Source organism: Pseudodesulfovibrio senegalensis (genome assembly GCF_008830225.1).
GTDB classification, from domain to species: Bacteria; Desulfobacterota; Desulfovibrionia; order Desulfovibrionales; family Desulfovibrionaceae; genus Pseudodesulfovibrio; species Pseudodesulfovibrio senegalensis.
In genome coordinates this window covers 1-18,329 of sequence record NZ_WAIE01000001.1, presented here as the reverse complement: position 1 = coordinate 18,329, position 18,329 = coordinate 1, and the positions used below count along the sequence as shown (strand labels likewise).

14 protein-coding genes and 1 riboswitch are annotated in these 18,329 nt (G+C 61.2%); of the genes, 6 read left to right on the top strand and 8 right to left on the bottom strand.

What is annotated here, in order from left to right; all coding sequences use genetic code 11:
* Positions 1–36 precede the first annotated feature (36 nt).
* Positions 37–178: riboswitch (cobalamin riboswitch) on the bottom strand.
* Between the two features lie 122 nt (positions 179–300).
* Positions 301–1,620 carry a 30S ribosomal protein S12 methylthiotransferase RimO gene (gene rimO / locus F8A88_RS00070; protein ID WP_151148902.1) on the bottom strand — a complete coding sequence of 440 codons (1,320 nt, stop codon included), beginning with the start codon at positions 1,618–1,620 and terminating at the stop codon, positions 301–303.
* Between the two features lie 198 nt (positions 1,621–1,818).
* Here rimO and F8A88_RS00065 point away from each other — a divergent pair, with 198 nt between their 5' ends.
* Both F8A88_RS00065 and F8A88_RS00060 read left to right on the top strand, forming a co-directional pair.
* Positions 1,819–3,222 (top strand): two-component system sensor histidine kinase NtrB, encoded by a 1,404-nt coding sequence (locus F8A88_RS00065; RefSeq protein ID WP_241667290.1) that lies wholly within the window; start codon positions 1,819–1,821, stop codon positions 3,220–3,222.
* 87 nt (positions 3,223–3,309) lie between these two features.
* Positions 3,310–3,918: an XTP/dITP diphosphatase gene (locus F8A88_RS00060; RefSeq protein ID WP_151148900.1), complete on the top strand. Its 609-nt coding sequence runs from the start codon at positions 3,310–3,312 to the stop codon at positions 3,916–3,918.
* A gap of 343 nt (positions 3,919–4,261) precedes the next feature.
* Here F8A88_RS00060 and F8A88_RS00055 read toward each other — a convergent pair whose 3' ends face one another.
* Positions 4,262–4,993 carry a metallophosphoesterase family protein gene (locus F8A88_RS00055; protein ID WP_241667289.1) on the bottom strand — a complete coding sequence of 244 codons (732 nt, stop codon included), beginning with the start codon at positions 4,991–4,993 and terminating at the stop codon, positions 4,262–4,264.
* Positions 4,994–5,092: 99 nt separating this feature from the next.
* Here F8A88_RS00055 and F8A88_RS00050 point away from each other — a divergent pair, with 99 nt between their 5' ends.
* Positions 5,093–6,913 (top strand): sensor histidine kinase, encoded by a 1,821-nt coding sequence (locus F8A88_RS00050; RefSeq protein WP_161598282.1) that lies wholly within the window; start codon positions 5,093–5,095, stop codon positions 6,911–6,913.
* A 53-nt stretch (positions 6,914–6,966) separates the two neighbouring features.
* Here the strand turns inward: F8A88_RS00050 and metE are convergent, their stop codons facing one another.
* From metE to F8A88_RS00030, 4 genes are all read right to left on the bottom strand, one after another.
* Complete coding sequence (gene metE, locus F8A88_RS00045) at positions 6,967–9,243, bottom strand: 5-methyltetrahydropteroyltriglutamate--homocysteine S-methyltransferase (protein WP_151148897.1); 2,277 nt, start codon at positions 9,241–9,243, stop codon at positions 6,967–6,969.
* Between the two features lie 104 nt (positions 9,244–9,347).
* Positions 9,348–10,220: a methylenetetrahydrofolate reductase gene (locus tag F8A88_RS00040; RefSeq protein ID WP_151148896.1), complete on the bottom strand. Its 873-nt coding sequence runs from the start codon at positions 10,218–10,220 to the stop codon at positions 9,348–9,350.
* Positions 10,221–10,380: 160 nt separating this feature from the next.
* Positions 10,381–11,544: a multidrug effflux MFS transporter gene (locus F8A88_RS00035; protein ID WP_151148895.1), complete on the bottom strand. Its 1,164-nt coding sequence runs from the start codon at positions 11,542–11,544 to the stop codon at positions 10,381–10,383.
* A gap of 79 nt (positions 11,545–11,623) precedes the next feature.
* Positions 11,624–12,067, bottom strand: a complete 444-nt coding sequence (locus F8A88_RS00030; protein ID WP_161598281.1) for a MarR family winged helix-turn-helix transcriptional regulator — start codon at positions 12,065–12,067, stop codon at positions 11,624–11,626.
* Between the two features lie 173 nt (positions 12,068–12,240).
* Here F8A88_RS00030 and F8A88_RS00025 point away from each other — a divergent pair, with 173 nt between their 5' ends.
* Both F8A88_RS00025 and acs read left to right on the top strand, forming a co-directional pair.
* Positions 12,241–13,119, top strand: a complete 879-nt coding sequence (locus tag F8A88_RS00025; RefSeq protein ID WP_151148893.1) for a LytR/AlgR family response regulator transcription factor — start codon at positions 12,241–12,243, stop codon at positions 13,117–13,119.
* Positions 13,120–13,225: 106 nt separating this feature from the next.
* Complete coding sequence (acs, locus tag F8A88_RS00020) at positions 13,226–15,145, top strand: acetate--CoA ligase (RefSeq protein WP_151148892.1); 1,920 nt, start codon at positions 13,226–13,228, stop codon at positions 15,143–15,145.
* Positions 15,146–15,461: 316 nt separating this feature from the next.
* Here acs and F8A88_RS00015 read toward each other — a convergent pair whose 3' ends face one another.
* The gene (locus F8A88_RS00015) at positions 15,462–16,655 is read right to left on the bottom strand and encodes a pyridoxal phosphate-dependent aminotransferase (protein WP_151148891.1); all 1,194 of its coding nucleotides are present in this window, start codon (positions 16,653–16,655) and stop codon (positions 15,462–15,464) included.
* A gap of 99 nt (positions 16,656–16,754) precedes the next feature.
* Entirely contained in the window at positions 16,755–17,648 is an 894-nt protein-coding gene (locus F8A88_RS00010) for a LysR family transcriptional regulator (RefSeq protein ID WP_161598280.1), read from the bottom strand.
* Positions 17,649–17,798: 150 nt separating this feature from the next.
* Between F8A88_RS00010 and F8A88_RS00005 the strand changes: the two genes are divergently transcribed.
* Positions 17,799–17,993 (top strand): hypothetical protein, encoded by a 195-nt coding sequence (locus F8A88_RS00005; protein WP_151148889.1) that lies wholly within the window; start codon positions 17,799–17,801, stop codon positions 17,991–17,993.
* Positions 17,994–18,329: the final 336 nt, after the last annotated feature.

The window sequence follows — 18,329 nt, the reverse complement described above, 5'->3', positions numbered from 1 at the left end:
AATTTCGTGTCCGTTTCCGGCATCCTCGTGCCGGACGCGGTCAGAAATGCTTCAGCAGGTTTTCTGGCTCATCCGCCCGGGGTCGATACCGGACGAATTGACAGTGGCGGGACCGCTCCGGAATCGCACCGGATTGCCCTGTTGCGGCACATGGCCGCCTGAAGTGTCTCGTCGTTTTCAGCAGGCTTTTTTAGACTATAAACAGAGGTTCACGTCAACCCCATCTATAAAAAATTTAGACCTTGACAAGACAATTTTCCTCGCAACAGGTCGTAAAATAAATAATTATTTTTCAGGGCATTACGCCAAGGCAACAAGATCGTATGTTTTGGCGTCCTCCACCTCGGCCTCCACGATCATGCCGGGCGCAAGCTCGGTTCCGGGCTGGGCGCTGACATAGGTCACGCCGTCCACCTCCGGGGCCTGGAACCATGTGCGGCCAACGAACAGGCCGGGCCATTCCGGGGACGGCTCTTCCACGAGCACGGGCAGGGTTTCGCCCACGTAGCCGGCCATGATTTCGCCGGAAATTTCCGCCTGCAATTCCATGAGCGCGTCGCGCCGTTCCAGCTTGACCGCATCCGGCACCTGATTGTCCATGGCCGCGGCCGGGGTTCCGTCCTCGGGCCAGTAGGGAAACACGCCCAGATGATGAAAACGGGTGGCACGCACAAAGTCCATGAGGCACTGGAAATGCTCGTCGGTCTCACCCGGATAGCCCACGATGAACGTGGTGCGCAGAGCCGCCTCCGGGAAAAACTCGCGCACCCGCTCCACCACCTTTTCCGGGTTGCGGGCAAAGGGGCGGCCCATGGAGGACAGCACCTCGGGATGGGCGTGCTGCAAGGGGATATCGAAATAGGGCAGAAACGGCTTGCCCGCGTCGCGCAGGAACGAAAGCAGGGTACGCGTAAGCCCGGCCGGATACAGGTACATGAGCCGCAGCCACTCCAGCCCGGGCACGGGCAAAATGCGTGCAAGAAGCTGCTGCAGATCGTTTTCCGGCCCGAGGTCCGCGCCGTAGTGCGTGGAATCCTGCCCCACCACGATGAGTTCCGGCACGCCCTGCCCCACCAGCGCCTTTGCCTCGGCAGCCAGATAGTCCACGGGCCAGCTCTTCAGGGGGCCGCGGATGGATGGAATGGTGCAGAACCGGCAGTCGTGGGAGCAGCCTTCGCTGATCTTGAGGTAGGCGTAGCCCGGGCCAGTGCTCAGGCTGCGCGGCAGGTCCGGGTCGGCTTCGCGGCCCAAGGCCTCGCGCACCATGGCGGGCCATTGGTCCAGCTCGTCCGTGGAAAGCCACAGGTCCACCTCGGGCATTTCCGCAACCAGATCCCTGCCGAAGCGGCTGACCAGACAACCGGCCACGGCCAGCACCGGACGTTGCCCATCCAGTTCTTCCATGTCGGCCACGGCGTCCAGAATGGTGGAAACCGATTCCTCGATGGCCGGCTCGATGAAGCCGCAGGTGTTGATCAGCACCAGGCGGGCGGCGGCAACCTCGTCCACGGGCTCAACCCCGGGGCCGAGGGCACCCAGCAGCCGTTCAGTATCCACACGGTTTTTGGGGCAACCGAGGCTCACGGTCATAACCCTGATATTATCAGCGCTTACTTTCATCGAGTATTCGTCCTTGCAAAAAATCCATGATAAAGTGGCGGCAAACACCACACTCCGGCATTGCGCTTTTCCCTTCGCCATGTACAATGCACGAATGGTATTGCGACAACATGTCCAATGGGGGTCTTCGCTGTGTCCGGTCAAGAAGTCAATGACAGAAGATATGATATTGGGGTTATCGGGGACATTCCGGCCCTGATGGCTTTCTGGGAAATGTTCCGCGAACAGGCCAACCACACGGTCCTGCGCGAAATAGGAATTGTCGCGGCCGCATTCCCCGGCCAACAGGGGCTGCCCGGCATCTACGAGCCGCCCAGCGTGGTTCCCACCTATACCGGCTACCGGGAAATGCTGGAAAAGCACCCGGAAATCAACATGGTCATCGAGGCCACGGGCCGTCAATCGTTGCTGGCCGAACTGCGCGCCACCCTGCCCGCAGACATCACGCTCGTGGAACGGGGCGCGGCCAATTTCTTCATCAACCTGCTCACGCAGGACAAGATGTGGATCGCCTGCAAGCTGGACCTTCTGCATACCCAGAACATGCTCAAGACCATCATCGACCAGATGGACGAGGAAATCCTGTTTCTCGACCTGGACGGCCGCGTGCTGGACGTGAACAAAAAATGCCTTGAACGAACGGGTCTGACCAAAAAACAGGCCGTGGGCGCCATGCTCAACGAAGTTTTTTGCGGGCTGGAGGACACAGGGTGCGGCCTGCCGTTGGAAACCACGGTCGGCCGGGGGGAACCATGCGAAACCCTTGCCTCGGAGGTGGGCGAGGACGGCCGGGTTCGCTATTACCGCATCTACGCCTACCCCATCTACGACGAAAACGAGTCCCTGAGCAATCTGGTTGCCATGCGGCGCGACATCACCCGGCGCATGGAAATGGAACAGCGGCTCCAGCAATCCGAAAAACTGGCCTCCATTGGCGAGCTTTCCACCTACATCGCCCATGAAATACGCAATCCGCTCTTCACCATCAGCGGATTCGCCAACTCCCTGATGCGCAGCAAGGAAGCCAACGACGGCATTCGTGAAAAATTGTCCATCATCCTCACGGAATCGCGACGGCTGGACGAAATCCTGAAAAGCATCATCAATTTCACCCGCCCCACCGAGGCCGAAGTCTCCAGCGTGGACATCAACAAACTGGCCACCGCCACCATGGAGGTCATGGGCATCGGGCTTTCCAATCAGGGCATACGACTGGTCATGGAACTGGAAGCGGGCATGGCGCGGGTCAAGGCCAACCCGGAAGTCATCAAGCAATGCCTGATCAACCTCGTCAAAAACGCGGTGGAGGCCATGCCTGATGGCGGCGTGCTGACCATTGCCACGGGCATGGCACGCGACCATGCGCTGCTGGAAGTGCGGGATACGGGCGAAGGCATCCCCATGGAGATACGCGACAAGATCTTCAGCCCGTTCTTCAGCACCAAGGGCAAGGGCTCCGGGCTGGGGCTGGCCATGACGCGCAAGATTCTCGACGAGATCGGCGGCGAGGTGGACCTGACCAGCAAGGAAGGAGAAGGCACGTCCATCATCCTGCAACTGCCACCCACCCTCGCGGTTGCGGATTCCGGCAAGCCAGAGTAGAAACTTCCGGTCCACCACAACGGAACCGAACGGCCGCGCCCGCCCCAAGGCTGCATGCGCGGTCCGCACGAGAATGGAGAACCGCACATGAAGTCAATCGTTCTGGCCAGCAACAACAAGGGCAAGATCAGGGAATTCGCGCAACTGCTCGAACCGCTCGGGCTTGAGGTCAAACCCCTTTCCGACTTTCCGGAGATCGGCGACATCGTCGAGGATGGCGAAACCTTTCTGGACAATGCGCTGATCAAGGCGCGCACCGTGAGCGCCAAGACCGGGCTGGTGGCCGTGGCCGACGATTCCGGCCTTGAGGTGGATCACCTGAACGGCGCGCCCGGCGTGTATTCGGCCCGGTTCGCGGGCGACGGCCATGACGACCACGCCAACAACGAAAAGCTGCTGCGCGAACTCACGGGGGTTCCCGACGAGAAGCGCACGGCCCGCTACCGTTGCGTCATGGCGGCCGTGGCGCCCAACGGGCAAGAAATCCACACGCAGGGCTCCTACGAGGGCCGCATTGCCCACGACTACAAGGGCAAGGGCGGCTTCGGCTACGACGTCATCTTCATCGACCCGGAACTGGGCAAGCACGTTGCCGAGATCAGCGCCGAGGAAAAGCACTCCCGCTCGCACCGGGGCAAGGCCATCCGCCGCATGTTGGAAATATGGCCCGATTTCTGGGCCAAATCCGGCCAATAGTTTCCTTTTTTCCGGCAGCGAGGGAGCGCCGTTATTCCGTTGGTGCGCTGACGCGCGCCAGAGGAATGTCCGTCACACCGTTTTCGCGAATCGGTTGCGCTTGCGCGCGGCGGGAATCTGAGAAAGGGGGGAGAGGGCGTGCCGCGGCATAGGGCGTCCGCCCGTCTTGCCAAGTCGCCGTCTGTTCGTCGGTTGATTGGCCACGCCCCACCGAACCCCGCTCAAACCCACAAGACCCAGAGCCAAGAGGGAACGCGGGGACAGGCGCAACTTTTCGCTTTCTCCTGCGCTGCTCCACAGTGGGCAAACACGACGCATCGCCCCGGACGATCCGGCCCCGCAATCACCCCAGCCGCTTGCCGTACACAGCGGGGAACCCGCGCTCGCGCAGCCTCGCCACGGTGCGCGCAATGTCGTACTCCACGCGTTGCACGCGCACATGGCCGGTTTCCGGCTCCCAGAGCAGATATTTGGCGCGCGGGTCGCCGTCGCGCGGCTGGCCCACGGCCCCGGCATTGACGATAACGCGCTGGCCCGGGCCGAGCGTGAACCCGTCCTTGAGCGGCTCCCGAAAAACCGCGCCATCGCGTTGCACATATAGACCCAGTTCATGGGTGTGGCCCACAAAACACCATTGCTCCTCATACGAGGAGAAAACAGCGTCCAGATCGACATCACGCTTGTAGATATAGGTACGCACGCTGTCCGGCGGGCAGCCGTGCACAAAGCGCGCGCCATGGCGCACCATGCTGTGCGGCCGGGAGGTGAGCCAGTCGATGGCCTCGTCCGTGAGCATGGAACGGGTCTTGAGCAGCATGTCGCGCGCCTGCGGATTGAACCACGAAAGAAACTGGTAGCCGAGCAGAACCTGATCGTGGTTGCCCATGACCGTGTCCATGTTCCGCTCCATGAGCAGCCGGGCGCAGGCCTCCGGGTCCGGGCCGTAGCCGATCACATCCCCGAGGCAGAGCGCATGCTCCGCACCCGATGCGTCAATGTGTTCCAGAACGGCTTCCAGCGCAGCCAGATTGCCGTGGATGTCCGAAAGAATCGCCATGGTCAACGGTTTGTTCATTATTCCCTTACTATACTGCCGGGCCGCCACGGGCAAGCCGCCATTGCCGGGCGCGGACAAGTCTGGTATTTCCACAGCGTCGAACACAAAGGGCGTTCCATGACCAGAAAATCCCTGCTCACCGTCTTGTGCGGTCTTGTCATCCTCGGCGTTCTCCTCGTGATGAGCCGCAGCAACTATCTCTTTTTCCATTGCCTGGCCCAAACCATCAGCATTGCCGTGGCCTGGGCCGTGTTCGTGGTTTCATGGAACTCGCGCCGGGTGGTGCAGAACAACTACATGCTCTTTCTGGGCATCGGATTCCTCTTTTGCAGCAGCCTGGACTTCCTGCATACGCTGGCGTTTACAGGCATGGGCGTGTTTCCCAACCATGGCCCGAACCTGCACAGCAGCCTGTGGCTGGGCGCGCGTTTCATCCAGACCGGCGCACTGCTCATAGCACCGGTGTTCGTGCGGCGTTCCCTGAACGCCTATGGGGCGTTCGCCTGTTTCGCGCTGGTCACGGCAGCACTGGCCGGAGCCATATTCACGGGTGTTTTCCCGGTCTGCTGGGTGGAGGGATACGGCCCCACGCATTTCAGGACGTTCAGCGAATACGCCATTGCCGCCGGCATGCTGGCCGCGGCCTTCAAGCTCTACACCGAACGGGACCAGTTCAGCACCACGGTGCTGCGCATGCTCATGGCCTACATCCTGTTCACGGCCGTGCAGGAAGTGTGCTTTGCCCAGGGCGGCGTTGCGGGCGGCCCGTTCATGCTGGCCGGGCATTTGCTCAAGATTCTTGCAGTCTACTGCCTGTATGAGGCCATGATCGTCACGGGTATCGCGCGGCCGCAGGAAGTGTTGTACTGGCGGCTCAAGCAGAGCGAGGAAGCCCTGCGCAAAAGCCGCGAACGCTTCAAGACCGTGGCGGATTTCACCTTTGACTGGGAATACTGGCTGGACGAAAACGGGCAATGCGTCTGGGTTTCACCGTCCGCCAAACGGGTCACGGGCTACGATGCCCACGACTTCTACAAGGACCCTGACCTGTTCACCAAGATCATGCACCCGGACGACAGGGATACGCCGCTGGTCTGCGCGCAGGACACCAACGGCGAGGAACCGCCCTGCACCCGCACCTTTCGCATCATCCGCAAGGACGGCACCTTGTGCTGGATCGGCCACGTCTGCCAGCCGGTCTACGATTCTTCGGGCAAATGGCGCGGCAGACGCGGCAGCAACCGCGACATCACCGAACTCTGCAAGGCCGAAGCCCTGCGCAAGGACGTGGAACGCATTGCACGCCATGACCTCAAGTCGCCCCTGAGCGGCATCATCAGCGCGGTGGGCGTGTTGCAGGATGCGGCCACCATTCCCGAACAGCAACGCATGCTGCTGCAAAAGATGGAATCCGAAGCGCGCAACACCCTGAACATGGTGGACATGTCCCTGACCCTGCTGAAAATCGAGGAAAACCGTTACGAACCGGATGCGGGACCGCAGGACGCCATCAAGATCATCCGCGCCGTGCTGGACGATCTGGCCCCGACCATGCGCACAAAGTCCGTACGCGCCGAGGTCGTGGTGGACCCGGAACCGGACGACACCATTTTCATGGGCGAAGAGCTGCTCTGCCGTTCACTGCTGGGCAACCTGATCAAGAATGCGGTGGAAGCCAGCCCGGAAAATCACGTGGTCAGCATCAACATTGCCGGCCCCTTGTCCACCTGCACGGTGACCATCTGCAACATGGGCGAAGTGCCCGAACCCATGCGCGACCGCTTTTTTCACAAGTATTCCACCCACGGCAAGCGCAAGGGCATGGGGCTGGGCACCTATTCGGCCCGGCTGCTGGCCCGCGTGCAGGGCGGCGACGTGGTGCTCAACACCTCGGAACCGGGCCGGACCATGGTCACCGTGACCCTGCCGCGCCATTGACCGGCCACACGGGTCGGCCCCATGGGCGGACAGGGCTACGGCTTCACATATTTTTATTTCAGGATTTCGCGGGCCTTGGCCGCAGCTTCCACCATGTTGGCCAGCGCCTCCATGGTTTCGGGCCAGCCGCGGGTCTTGAGGCCGCAATCCGGGTTGACCCACAAATGGTCCACGGGCAGCACCTTTGATGCGCGCCTGAGCAGGTCCACCATTTCCTGAACCGGGGGCACGCGCGGGCTGTGGATGTCGTACACGCCCGGCCCCACTTCCGCGGGATAGTCGAAACGGCCGAACGCCTCCAGCAGCTCCATGTTGCTGCGGCTGGCCTCGATGCTGATCACGTCCGCATCCATGGCCGCTATCCATTCGATGATGTCGTTGAACTCCGCGTAGCACATGTGGGTGTGAATCTGGGTATGGTCCTGCACGCCCGAGGCCGAAAGCCGGAAGCACTCCACGCCCCAGTCCAGATATTCCTTCCAGAGGTCACGGCGCAGGGGCAGGCCCTCGCGCAGGGCGGGTTCGTCGATCTGGATCACGGCCACGCCGTCCGCCTCGAGATCCACCACTTCGTCACGCACGGCCAGCGCGATCTGACGGCAGGTTTCGGACCGGGGCTGGTCGTCGCGCACAAAACTCCATTGCAGAATGGTCACCGGGCCGGTGAGCATGCCCTTGACCGGCTTGTCCGTGAGGCTCTGGGCATAGCGTATCCATTCCACGGTCATGGGGCCGGGCCGGAAAACGTCGCCGAAGATCACGGGCGGCTTCACGCAGCGGGAACCGTAGCTCTGCACCCAGCCGTTGGCGGTAAAGCAGAATCCGTCCAGTTGCTCGCCGAAGTATTCCACCATGTCGTTGCGTTCGGCTTCGCCGTGCACCAGCACGTCCAGCCCGAGCTGTTCCTGCTTTTCAATGCTTTCGGCAATGAAGCCCTGCATGGCCTGCGTATAACCGGCCTTGGCCAGCTCGCCTTTCTTGAAGGCCAGCCGGGTGCGCCGGATTTCCGGGGTCTGGGGAAACGAGCCGATGGTGGTGGTGGGCAGAAGCGGCAGCTTGAGCCGTTCGCGCTGGGAGACAATACGCTCTGCATACGGACGCACGCGGCGGGCCATGGTCTCGTTCACGGATTCCATGCGCTCGCGCACGGCCGCGTTGGCGGTCAGCGGGCTGGAACGGCGCGCGTCCCATGCCGCGCGGTTGGCGGCCAGTTCCTCCTGTGCGTCCTGCCCCACGGCCGCCCGGCGCAACACGTCCAGCTCCGCGCATTTCTGCACGGCAAAGGCCATCCATTCGCGCACCTGCGCGTCAAGCCCGGTTTCGGCGCTCAGGTCCACGGGCGTATGCAGCAGCGAGCAGGACGGCGCCAGCATGACGCGGTCCGCGCCCACGGCCAGCACGGCACGGTCCACCAGTTCCAGCGCCTTGTCCATGTCCACTTTCCAGACGTTGCGGCCATCCACAAGGCCAAGGGAAAGATGCATGGCTTCGGGGAGTCTTGCGGCAAACGCGTCCAGCTGTTCCGGGGCGCGTACCAGATCGACATGCACGCCGCCCACGGGCAGGGAGAGCAAGGTTTCCGCGTGGTGGTCCACGCCGCCGAAATAGGTGGCCACCAATATTTTTGCGGACCCGGCAGCCGTGGCAAGCCGTTCATATACCGCGGCAAAGCGGTCGGTCACGGCCGCATCCAGATCAAGGGCCAGTAGCGGCTCGTCCAGCTGAACCCAGGCGCACTTGGCGGACAGGCGACCCAAAACCTCTTCATATACGGCCACGATCGCGTCCAGATGCTCCCAGCGATCGAAACCCGGGGGCACGGACTTGCCCAGACCGATGAAGGTGAACGGGCCGGGCAGCACGGGCTTGGCCGCGTACCCTGCGGCAACTGCTTCGTCCAGCTCGTCGAAAATCTTCGTCGAGGACAGGGAAAAAGTCTGGCCCTCGGTAAACTCGGGCACGATGTAATGGTAGTTGGTGTCGAACCACTTGGTCATTTCCATGGCCGTGGCGCCACCGTGCCCGGCATCGCCGCGCGCCATGCGGAAATAGGTGTCCGTGTCCACGCTGCCCCCTTCCCAGCCGTAGCGGGCAGGCACGGCGCCCAGCAGGGCCACCGTATCCAGCATGTGGTCGTAGTGGGAAAAATCGCCCACGGGCAGCAGGTCCACACCCTGCCCGGCCTGAATCTCCCAATGTCGGACGCGCAACTGCGCCCCCTGTTCCAGAAGATCCTGTTCGCCTTTCTCGCCCTTCCAATACGCTTCAGTGACCTTTTTGAGTTCCCTGTCAATACCCATGCGCGGGAAACCCAGAGAGTGCGTCAGCATGCCAGCCTCCTGTTTTGCTGCGGGCAATCCCGCAAATGAATGTCTCGGCAGTCGCTTCCAATATGGCAAAAAATCATGGCGGCCCGTCTTGAAACAAGCCCCGATCAGGCGGGCATGAGCCCGGCGCGTTCAACCACGTCCAGACACAGCCCGGCGCGGTTGAAGGGATACAGGTGAACGCCCGGCGCTCCGGCATCCACCAGCCCCCGCACCTGTGCCGCAGCGTAGTCCGCGCCCACATCGCGAACGGCCCCATCTCCGCCCGAGGCATGGGCCGCTTCCAGCGCGGCCAGCAGCTTGCCGGGAATGGGCGTGCTGCACAGGCCCATGAGGCGGCGCACCTGCCCGAAACTGCGGATGGGCAACACGCTGGGAATGACCAGCTTGGTGCAGCCTTTGTCCGCAAGGCGTTCCACCATGTCGAAATATTTTCGGTTGTCGAAGAAGAGCTGGGTTACGGCAAAGTCCGCGCCCGCCTCGAATTTTTGGCGCAGATGTTCGATGTCCTGCTCAATGCTCTCGGATTCCGGGTGCGCGTCCGGGTATGCGGCCACGCCCACGCACAGGTCCGGATCCTGTTGGCGCACGGTGCGGACAAGGTCCGTGGCATGGCGGAGGCCCTTGGGGGCCGAATCCACGCCGTCAGGAAAATCCCCGCGCACGGCCAGCACGTTGCGAATGCCGCAGGATCGTATTTCACGCACCTGCTCGGCAATGGACTCCGGGTCGTTGCGCACGCAGGTCATGTGCGGCATGACCGTGAACCCCTTTTCCTCGCACAGATCACGGGCGGTCCTCAGTGTTCCGGTGGCTCCGCCACCGCCAGCGCCGCAGGTCACGGCCGCAAACAACGGCTTGAGCCGGGCCAGACGGTGCACCGTGTCCAGAAAAACGGGCAAGGCGTCTTCATTGCGTGGCGGAAAAAATTCCAATGAAATAAATGGCCTGTCTTCTTCGATCAGACGTGGGATAGGCATGATTTCTCTCCGTCTCCTTATATGACTACATCATGATATCTTTATATTGAGATAGATTGATATAGTCATCCGAGCCCGAGGTCAAGGCGTTGCGCAAAAAAAATCCCGGCCACACATGCGTGTGGCCGGGCCGTGACGGTTGTATATAAAAAAGTCCGGGTCAGGATGCCTTGTAGCCGAAACGGCCAAGATAACGCAGGAGCAGGGGCCACAGGACCAGCACGAATCCCCCCACGCCAAATCCCATGAACCCGATGAGCGTGGCCCGGTTCATGAAATCGGCCGAGGCCGCCCACATGAACACGGCGCCCAGCATGAACAGGGAAAAGGTCATGATGGATGCAGCGGCCCCCACGTTGACCTCCACCTGATCCAGCACGATGTTGTTGCTCACCGGGCGGCTCGCGCCGCAGCAGAACGCTATGAGCATCATGGGCAGGGCAAAGGCCACGGGACCTGACGCGCCGAATGCGGCAATGCAGGCTCCGCCCACGGTGATGCCCGCGAATCCCCAGCCGTTGAGCACGGCCCCGGAAAAGCGTTTGGAAAGCTTGGCGCAGACCAGCGAACCCAGCATCAACCCCACGGCGTTGAGCGCGAAAAAGCGGCTGAAGGCGGCCCGGTCCAATCCGAATTGTTCCATGTAGATATATGGCGAAGCCGCGATGAACCCGTACACCGGCCCCATGACAACGGCCATGAGCGTGGAGGTGTACATAAACCGGCCGTTGACCAGCGTCTGAAGGTACGGTTTTATAAAAGCCATGGACGTGAGCCGTTTTTCATGGTGCAGGGTTTCCTCCAGAAAAAGCACTGCCCCGAGCGCGGTGATTCCGTAGATGGCCTGCAGGCCGAATATCCAGCGCCACGAAAAATATTTGAGGGTCAGGCTGCCCAGAAACGGGGCGGCCATGGGGGCCACGGCCATGATCACGCCGAGGTAGGCCAGCACGCGCTGGCGTATGTGGCCGTCGAACACGTCGCGGCTGATGGCCATGACCATGGATGCACAGGCCGCACCGCCCGCAGCCTGCAGAATCCGGCAGATGAGCATTTCAGTCAGGCCGTCGGACAGAGCGCAACCCAACGAGGAAACCGTAAACAGGCCCAGCCCCAGCAACAGGCTGGGCTTGCGTCCGAAACGATCGGAAAACGGCCCGTATACCAGCAGGAATATGCCGAAACTCACGAACCACAGGCTCAATGTCAGCCCGCCCGAGGCCTCGCTCACGCCCCAAAACTTCACCAGATTCGGCAGGGCCGGAAGGTACATGTCGTTGGACAACGGGCCCAACGCAGCAAGAAAGGCGAGAAAGAACGTCATTCCCACCTCGTTTTTTCCAGTAATCACTATTTACTATCCCATGTAAAAAGTTAACCGTATAACCATTGGGGCAAAAAAATTATTCCATGTTCAGGAAAATCGTCCTGGCGACCCGCTTGAACGCGGCCAGATCATCATCGTCCACGCCGTCCACAGCGTGCATATTGTTTTTCGCGGCAAGTTCCAGAGTCACATCCCTGAGGCGCTTGCCCGCAGCGGTCAGGAAAACCCGGTTGCCACGCCTGTCCCGTGTCGAACGACGTCGGAGCACATAGCCCTGGTCCTCGAGCTTGGCCAGCATCTTGGTCACGGAAACCTTGCTCTTGAAACACCGCTCTCCCAACTCGCGCTGGTTCAATCCGTCCCGCTGCCACAATTCAATCAGCAAGCGCCACTGCTCCACGGATATTCCCAGTCCGGCATCCGCGAAGCTCCGGCCCAGCTGCAGGCGCATGTATTGCGAGGCCCGCGCCAGCAGAAACCCTACCGGTTCGCCTTCAAAAAAATCCTCCACACTGCCCATGTCGTCTCCACGGTACGTTGTTCCCGAAAAGTCGGTTAACCGTTTAACTATCTCGAGTGCGGTTGTCAACAAGCCATGTACCCTCAAGACGTTCTTGCGAAGCACTCGGATACATTGTACGGATAATATATTCATTATTCTCTGAAAACCTTACGAAAACGGCGCACAGGACCATGCCCAGACTCAAGACGCTGCTCATACACGAAGACCCGAAGACACGGGCCGAACTGCGCTCTCTGCTGGACGGCGTGCCGTTCATGCAGGTGCTGGGCGAGGCCGTGACCGCTTACGAGGCCATGGAGCTGCTGGAATCCATCGCCTACGGGGCGCTTTTTCTGGGCACGGACCTGCCGGGCGGGCCGTCCGGCATCGAGCTGGCCCAGATGCTTGCGGGCCGCAAGCACAAGCCCGCGCTGGTCTTTGTTTCCGATTCCGAATCCCGGGCCTATGCCGCCTTTGAACAGGGGGCCACGGACTACCTGCTCTGGCCGCCCGCGCCGGGGCGGTTTGAGCGCACGCTGGAACGGCTGGGCGAGTTCAAGACCCGGTTCAAGGAGGTTCCCGAACCGTCCGAGCCGCTGGAAACGGCCAATCAGGAGGAATCCCCGGACGAGCAGGACGAGCACACCGTGCAACTGCCGCTGGAAGAACACGAGCAGGAGAGTTTTCTGGCCGCGTTGCGCCAGGCATGGGACCAGACCCGCACCCGTACCCCGGAGATCGACAAGCTGGCCGTGAATCAGGACGGCCGCATGTACCTCGTCCCCTACCACCAGATCATCTTCGTGGAGGCCTACGAGGATTACTCATACGTGCATACCGCCGGGCAGAAATTCCTGACCTCCTACCGGCTCAAGAATCTCGAAGACCGGCTCAAGCCGCACCGTTTTTTCCGGGTACACAGGAAATACCTCGTCAATCTGGACATGGTCACGGAAATCGCCAGCATGCCGGGCAGCAACTTCATGCTCCGCACCGCGGGCAAGACCCGCATCGAGCTGCCCATCAGCCGCAGAAGGATCGCGGAACTGAAGCAGATACTCGGATTGTGACCGTTGAACCGCGCTAACCTGCCGCTGGCCGAATACGCCGGGACATTGGCGCGCAAACATGTTCGAAACAGACTCGCAGCCATGAATCTTGCGCGAGGAGGAATACATGGACCAGTTCGGAACGCTGGACAATCTTTTGCAGGAAGAACGGGTATTCAGGCCCCTGCCACAACTGGTGATCGAGGCCAACGTCAACCCGCAGGAGCTTGAAGCGCACCGGCGCATGGCCGGGCACGATCCGCTGGGCTACTGGGAAGAGGCTGCGGACGAGCTGGACTGGTTCAAGAAATGGGACCAGGTTCTGGACGATTCGGACGCCCCCTTTTACAAATGGTTTCCGGGCTCGCGATGCAACATCGTCTACAACTGTCTGGACCGGCACATCGAAACCTACAACAAGAATAAGCTGGCCCTCATATGGGAAGGCGAGCCCGGCGATTCGCGCAAGTACACCTATTTCGAGCTCTACCGCGAGGTGAACCGCGTGGCCAACGCCCTGCGCTCGCTGGGCATCGGCAAGGGCGACCGCATCGTCATCTACATGCCGCCCCTGCCCGAAACCGTGATCTCCATGCTGGCCGCAGCCAAGATCGGGGCCATCCATTCCGTGGTCTTTGCCGGATTCTCGGCCAAGGCCCTGCGCCAGCGCATCAACGACGCGCAGGCCAAGCTCGTGGTCACGGCGGACGGCTTCTACCGCAACGGCCAGATCATGCCCCTCAAGGAAACCGTGGACGAGGCGCTGGTGGGCGCGTGCGCGGACTGCGTGGATTCCATGATCGTGGTGCGCCGCTGCAAGGTGGGCGTGGACATGACCGATGGCCGGGACTTCTGGTACGAAGACCTGATCCGCAACGAACGCAACATTTCGCCCACCGAAGTCATGGACGCGGATGATCCGCTCTTTCTCATGTACACCTCGGGCACCACGGGCCAGCCCAAGGGCATCGTGCATTCCCACGCGGGCTACATGGTGGGCGTGCACCGCACCCTGAACCATGTCTTCGACATCAAGCCCACGGACATCTTCTGGTGCACGGCCGATCCGGGCTGGGTCACGGGGCACAGCGCCGTGGTCTACGGACCGCTCATGGCCGGAACCACGACCCTCATGTACGAAGGCCATCCCAACTATCCGCAGGCGGACCGGCTCTGGAACATCGTGGCCAAGTACGGGGTGACCATCTTCTACACCGCGCCCACCATGATCCGCATGCTCATGCGCTTCGGCATCCAGTACACGCGCCAGCACGACCTCTCCAGCCTGCGCCTGCTCGGGTCCGTGGGCGAACCCATCAGCCCGGAGGCGTGGATCTGGCTCTACAAGAACATCGGCCGCAACGAGTGCCCGGTGCTCGACACGTGGTGGCAGACCGAAACCGGCATGTTCATGATCAGCCCGCTGCCCATATCCCTGCTCAAGCCCGGCTCGGTGACCAAGACCCTGCCCGGCGTGGAAGCGGACATCGTGGACCGCGACGGCAATCCCGTGCCCGCGGGCAAGGGCGGCCTGCTGGTGCTCAAGCGGCCGTGGCCCGCCATGATGACCGGCATGTGGAACGATCCGGACCGCTACCGCGAATACTGGGAAAAGATTCCGGGCATGTACTTTGCCGGGGACGTGGCCCGCAAGGACGAGGACGGCTACTTCTGGATTCAGGGCCGTGCGGACGACGTGCTCAATATCGCGGGCCACCGCATCGGCACCGCGGAAATGGAAGCGGCCTTCGGCGCACACCGCGCCGTGCACGAATGCGGGGTCATCGGCGTGCCCGACACCATCAAGGGCGAGGCGGCCAAGGCCTTCATCGTGGTGCGCCCCGAGGTGGAACCGGACGACGAACTCATCAAGGACCTCAAGCGCCACATCCGCAACGAACTGGGGCCCGTGGCGGTCATCAAGTCCATTGAATTCCGGGACAACCTGCCCAAAACCCGTTCCGGCAAGATCATGCGCCGCGTGCTCAAGGCCGAGGAGCTTGGGCATGAAATCGGGGACCTGACCGGGCTGGAAGACGAGGATTAGGCGGGTTGCGCTGACGCGCGGTCGATTTTTTCTTTTTGCCCGCAGGTGCGGGTTCTGTTTGCTGTTGCACGATTCCGGGGCTCGGGCTTGCCTGTTCCCGGCTTCGGCTGCAAATCACTGATGCTGCAGGGCGCGCCTTCCCTCTTTCCCCGAAAATTCCCGGCAAACCAATACGGGACGGCCTTGTTGCATTACCCCTCTGTTCCGGCAATCCGACGAAAAACGAAAAAACGAGGCCGACACGCGCGTGTGCCGACCTCGAAACAGTCCCACCGTTGCAACCGGGACAAACGGCCCGGGGCAGCCGGAAACAATCCTATGCTTTTGCCTTTTCCATGGCCCGCTTGAAGCCGTCCTTTGAGCGGCGAATCACGTCTTCGCCGATGCAGAAAGTCAGGCGGAAATAGCCGGGATACCCGAATCCGCGGCCGGGCACGGCCAGAATCTTCTCTTCCTGCAAAATGCTGCAGAACTTCACGTCGTCGCCGTTGGGCGCTTCCGGGAAGAAATAAAACGTGCCCTTGGGCATGGTGTAGTTGTACCCGCCGTTGTCCAGCACCTCGGCCATGGCCGCGCGCCGGGTTTCGTAAATGGAGGCATCCACCTGACTGCCGAGGCAGCGCATCATGAGCTTTTGCGCCAGCGCCGGCGCGTTCACGAAACCGAGGATGCGGTTGGTCATGATCAGCGCGCCGAGCAGTTCCTGCTTGCCGGGCATGGCCGGATTCACGCAGGCATAGCCGATGCGCTCACCAGCCATGCTCAGGTTCTTGGAAAACGAGGAACACACTACCGAGTATTGATAGACGTCCAGCAGGCTGGGCACTTCCACGCCGTCAAAGGCCAGAAAACGATACGGCTCATCCGAAAGAATGAAGATGGGCCGCTCACGCCCCTGGTTGTGTCTCTCCAGAATGGCGGCCAGCCGGTCCAGTTCCTCACGCGAATACACGGCCCCGGACGGGTTGTTGGGCGAATTGAGCAGCAGGATGCGGGTTTTTTCGTTGATGGCTGCGTCAATGGCTTCGATGTCCAGCTCAAAGGTCAGCGGTTTGCTGGGCACGGGCTTGAGCACGCCGCCGTGGTTCTCGCAGTAAAAACCGTATTCCACGAAAAAGGGAGCGGGCGTGATCACTTCGTCGCCCGGTTCGAGCACGGCGCGGAAAAAGGCATTGAGCGCACCGGCCGCGCCGCAGGTGATGACAAGATCTTCACCGGCAACGGCAACGCCCTGCTCCTTGCTGACCTGTCCGGCAAGGGCCGTGCGCGCGTCCGGGTAGCCGAAATTGGGCATGTAGCCGAGAAAAAACGGTGTGTCGGCTTCTTCGGCCAGGTCCTTCATGGCCTGTTTCAAAGCCGGGGGCGGCGGCAGGTCCGGGTTGCCGAGGCTGAAGTCACAGACCGCGTCCTCGCCAAATTCCTTTTTCATGGCGATTCCGGCCTCGAACATCTTGCGAATCCATGATCCGCTCTCCATGTAATCGGCAATCTGCCGGGAAATAAGCTGCATGATATGCTCTCCTTTGGCTTGTTTGGGTCGGGAAAAGATACGGCAAAAGGGAACGGAATTGAAGAGGCCGTATTGAAGAATTCGAAAAGGGACCGGACGCTAGGCTTCGGTTTTCCAGACCCGCTCCACGGCTTCCAGCATGGCCAGAATCACGGGGTCGTCCTTCCTGTCGCGATGGTAGACAAAGAAAATGTCCATGCCGATGTCCTGGTTCTGGTCGGTCTGCCAACAGACGAGCTTGCCCTCGGCGCGCAGGGCCTCGGCCTCGTCCTCGCGCATGATGGAAAGGCCCTTGCCGCCCACCACCAACCGGCGGATCACGTCTTCGCTGTCCGCACGGATGGTCCGGGCCGGGCAAAAGCCCCGGGATTCGAAATGGTCCAGCACCAGCGCGCCCAGCGGGCAATACCGCGCAGGCCAGACCCACGGCATCTTAGCCAGTTCCTCGAAACTGGCATCCTGCACCCGCTCTTCCCACTCCGCAGGCGCCACGATGAGCACGCGCGAACGCCGCAACGCATGCGCCTTGATGTCGGAATAGGGATTCTCGTAAAAGACAAATCCGGCATCCAGCTCCTCGGCGCGGATGGCCTCCAGAATCCTGTCCGACGAATTCTGCGTCAGGTGCAGTTCCAACCCGGGATGCTTTTCGGAAACAGCGGAAATCAGGTCCGTGAGCCGGAGATATTCGGAATCCGTATTCAATCCGATGCGCACGGCACCGGCCAGATCCGCGCGCAACCGCACGGCCCGGGTCTGGAACTCGTCCACCGCGGCAAGCACCTTGCGGGCCTGCGCCTTGAGGATGTCTCCGGCCTCGGTCAGGATCATACCCTTGGGCGTGCGGCTGAACAGCTTGACCTCAAGATTCTCCTCAAGGGCCTTGATGTGCGCACTGACCGTGGGCTGGCTGGTATGCAGACGTTTTGCGGCGTTGGTCAGGTGGCCCTCTTCGGCCACGGCCACAAACGATCGCAGATGATACAATTCCATGGGCGGCAGAGTATGCGCAAACCGTTCCGAAGGCAATCAGGATTTCCGAATGCCCTATCCGAGAATATGATTGGATTTTTGGCTCGTGAGCAAATTAGAGTGCCCTCAACAACGGAAAACAAGGCCGGAATCGGCCAAAGGAGCCTTGAAATGAGCTTCGGACGCAAAAAAAACATTTCCCTGGTTGAGTTGATCATGCCGGAAGACAGCACTCCGGTCGGCGCGGCCATGGCCAGCACGAGCCTCAAGCCCTGTCTGGCGAATCGCACCTTTGCCACGGCCAAGGTCATGCTCTGGACCGGGATGTCCTTCATCCTTTCCGTGGGCATCAGCCAGCTTCAATAAGGCGACAACGGATCAAGACAATATACTCGTTTCCAACGAGTCGACGGCTGCTCCCTCTCCTCTCTCCCATGGCGGCCGTCGAGTGAAAAGAGTCCTTTGGCGGAAGGACTCTTTTTTTTCGCTTTTTTCAGGAAAAGACGCAGGGCGCTGCCCTGCACCCGCAAGGGACACGTCCCTTGACCCTGTTCTGTTTTGCATTCTCCGAATGCAAAACGGATTGGGGAGGGGGGGGAAGCCGAAGTCATTCACGAGCAAACATCCCGTTCGGGCGGGAAGGTGTGCAGGGCAAGGCATAAAAAAATGGCGGGATCGACGCGTACACCCTGTACGCGAGAT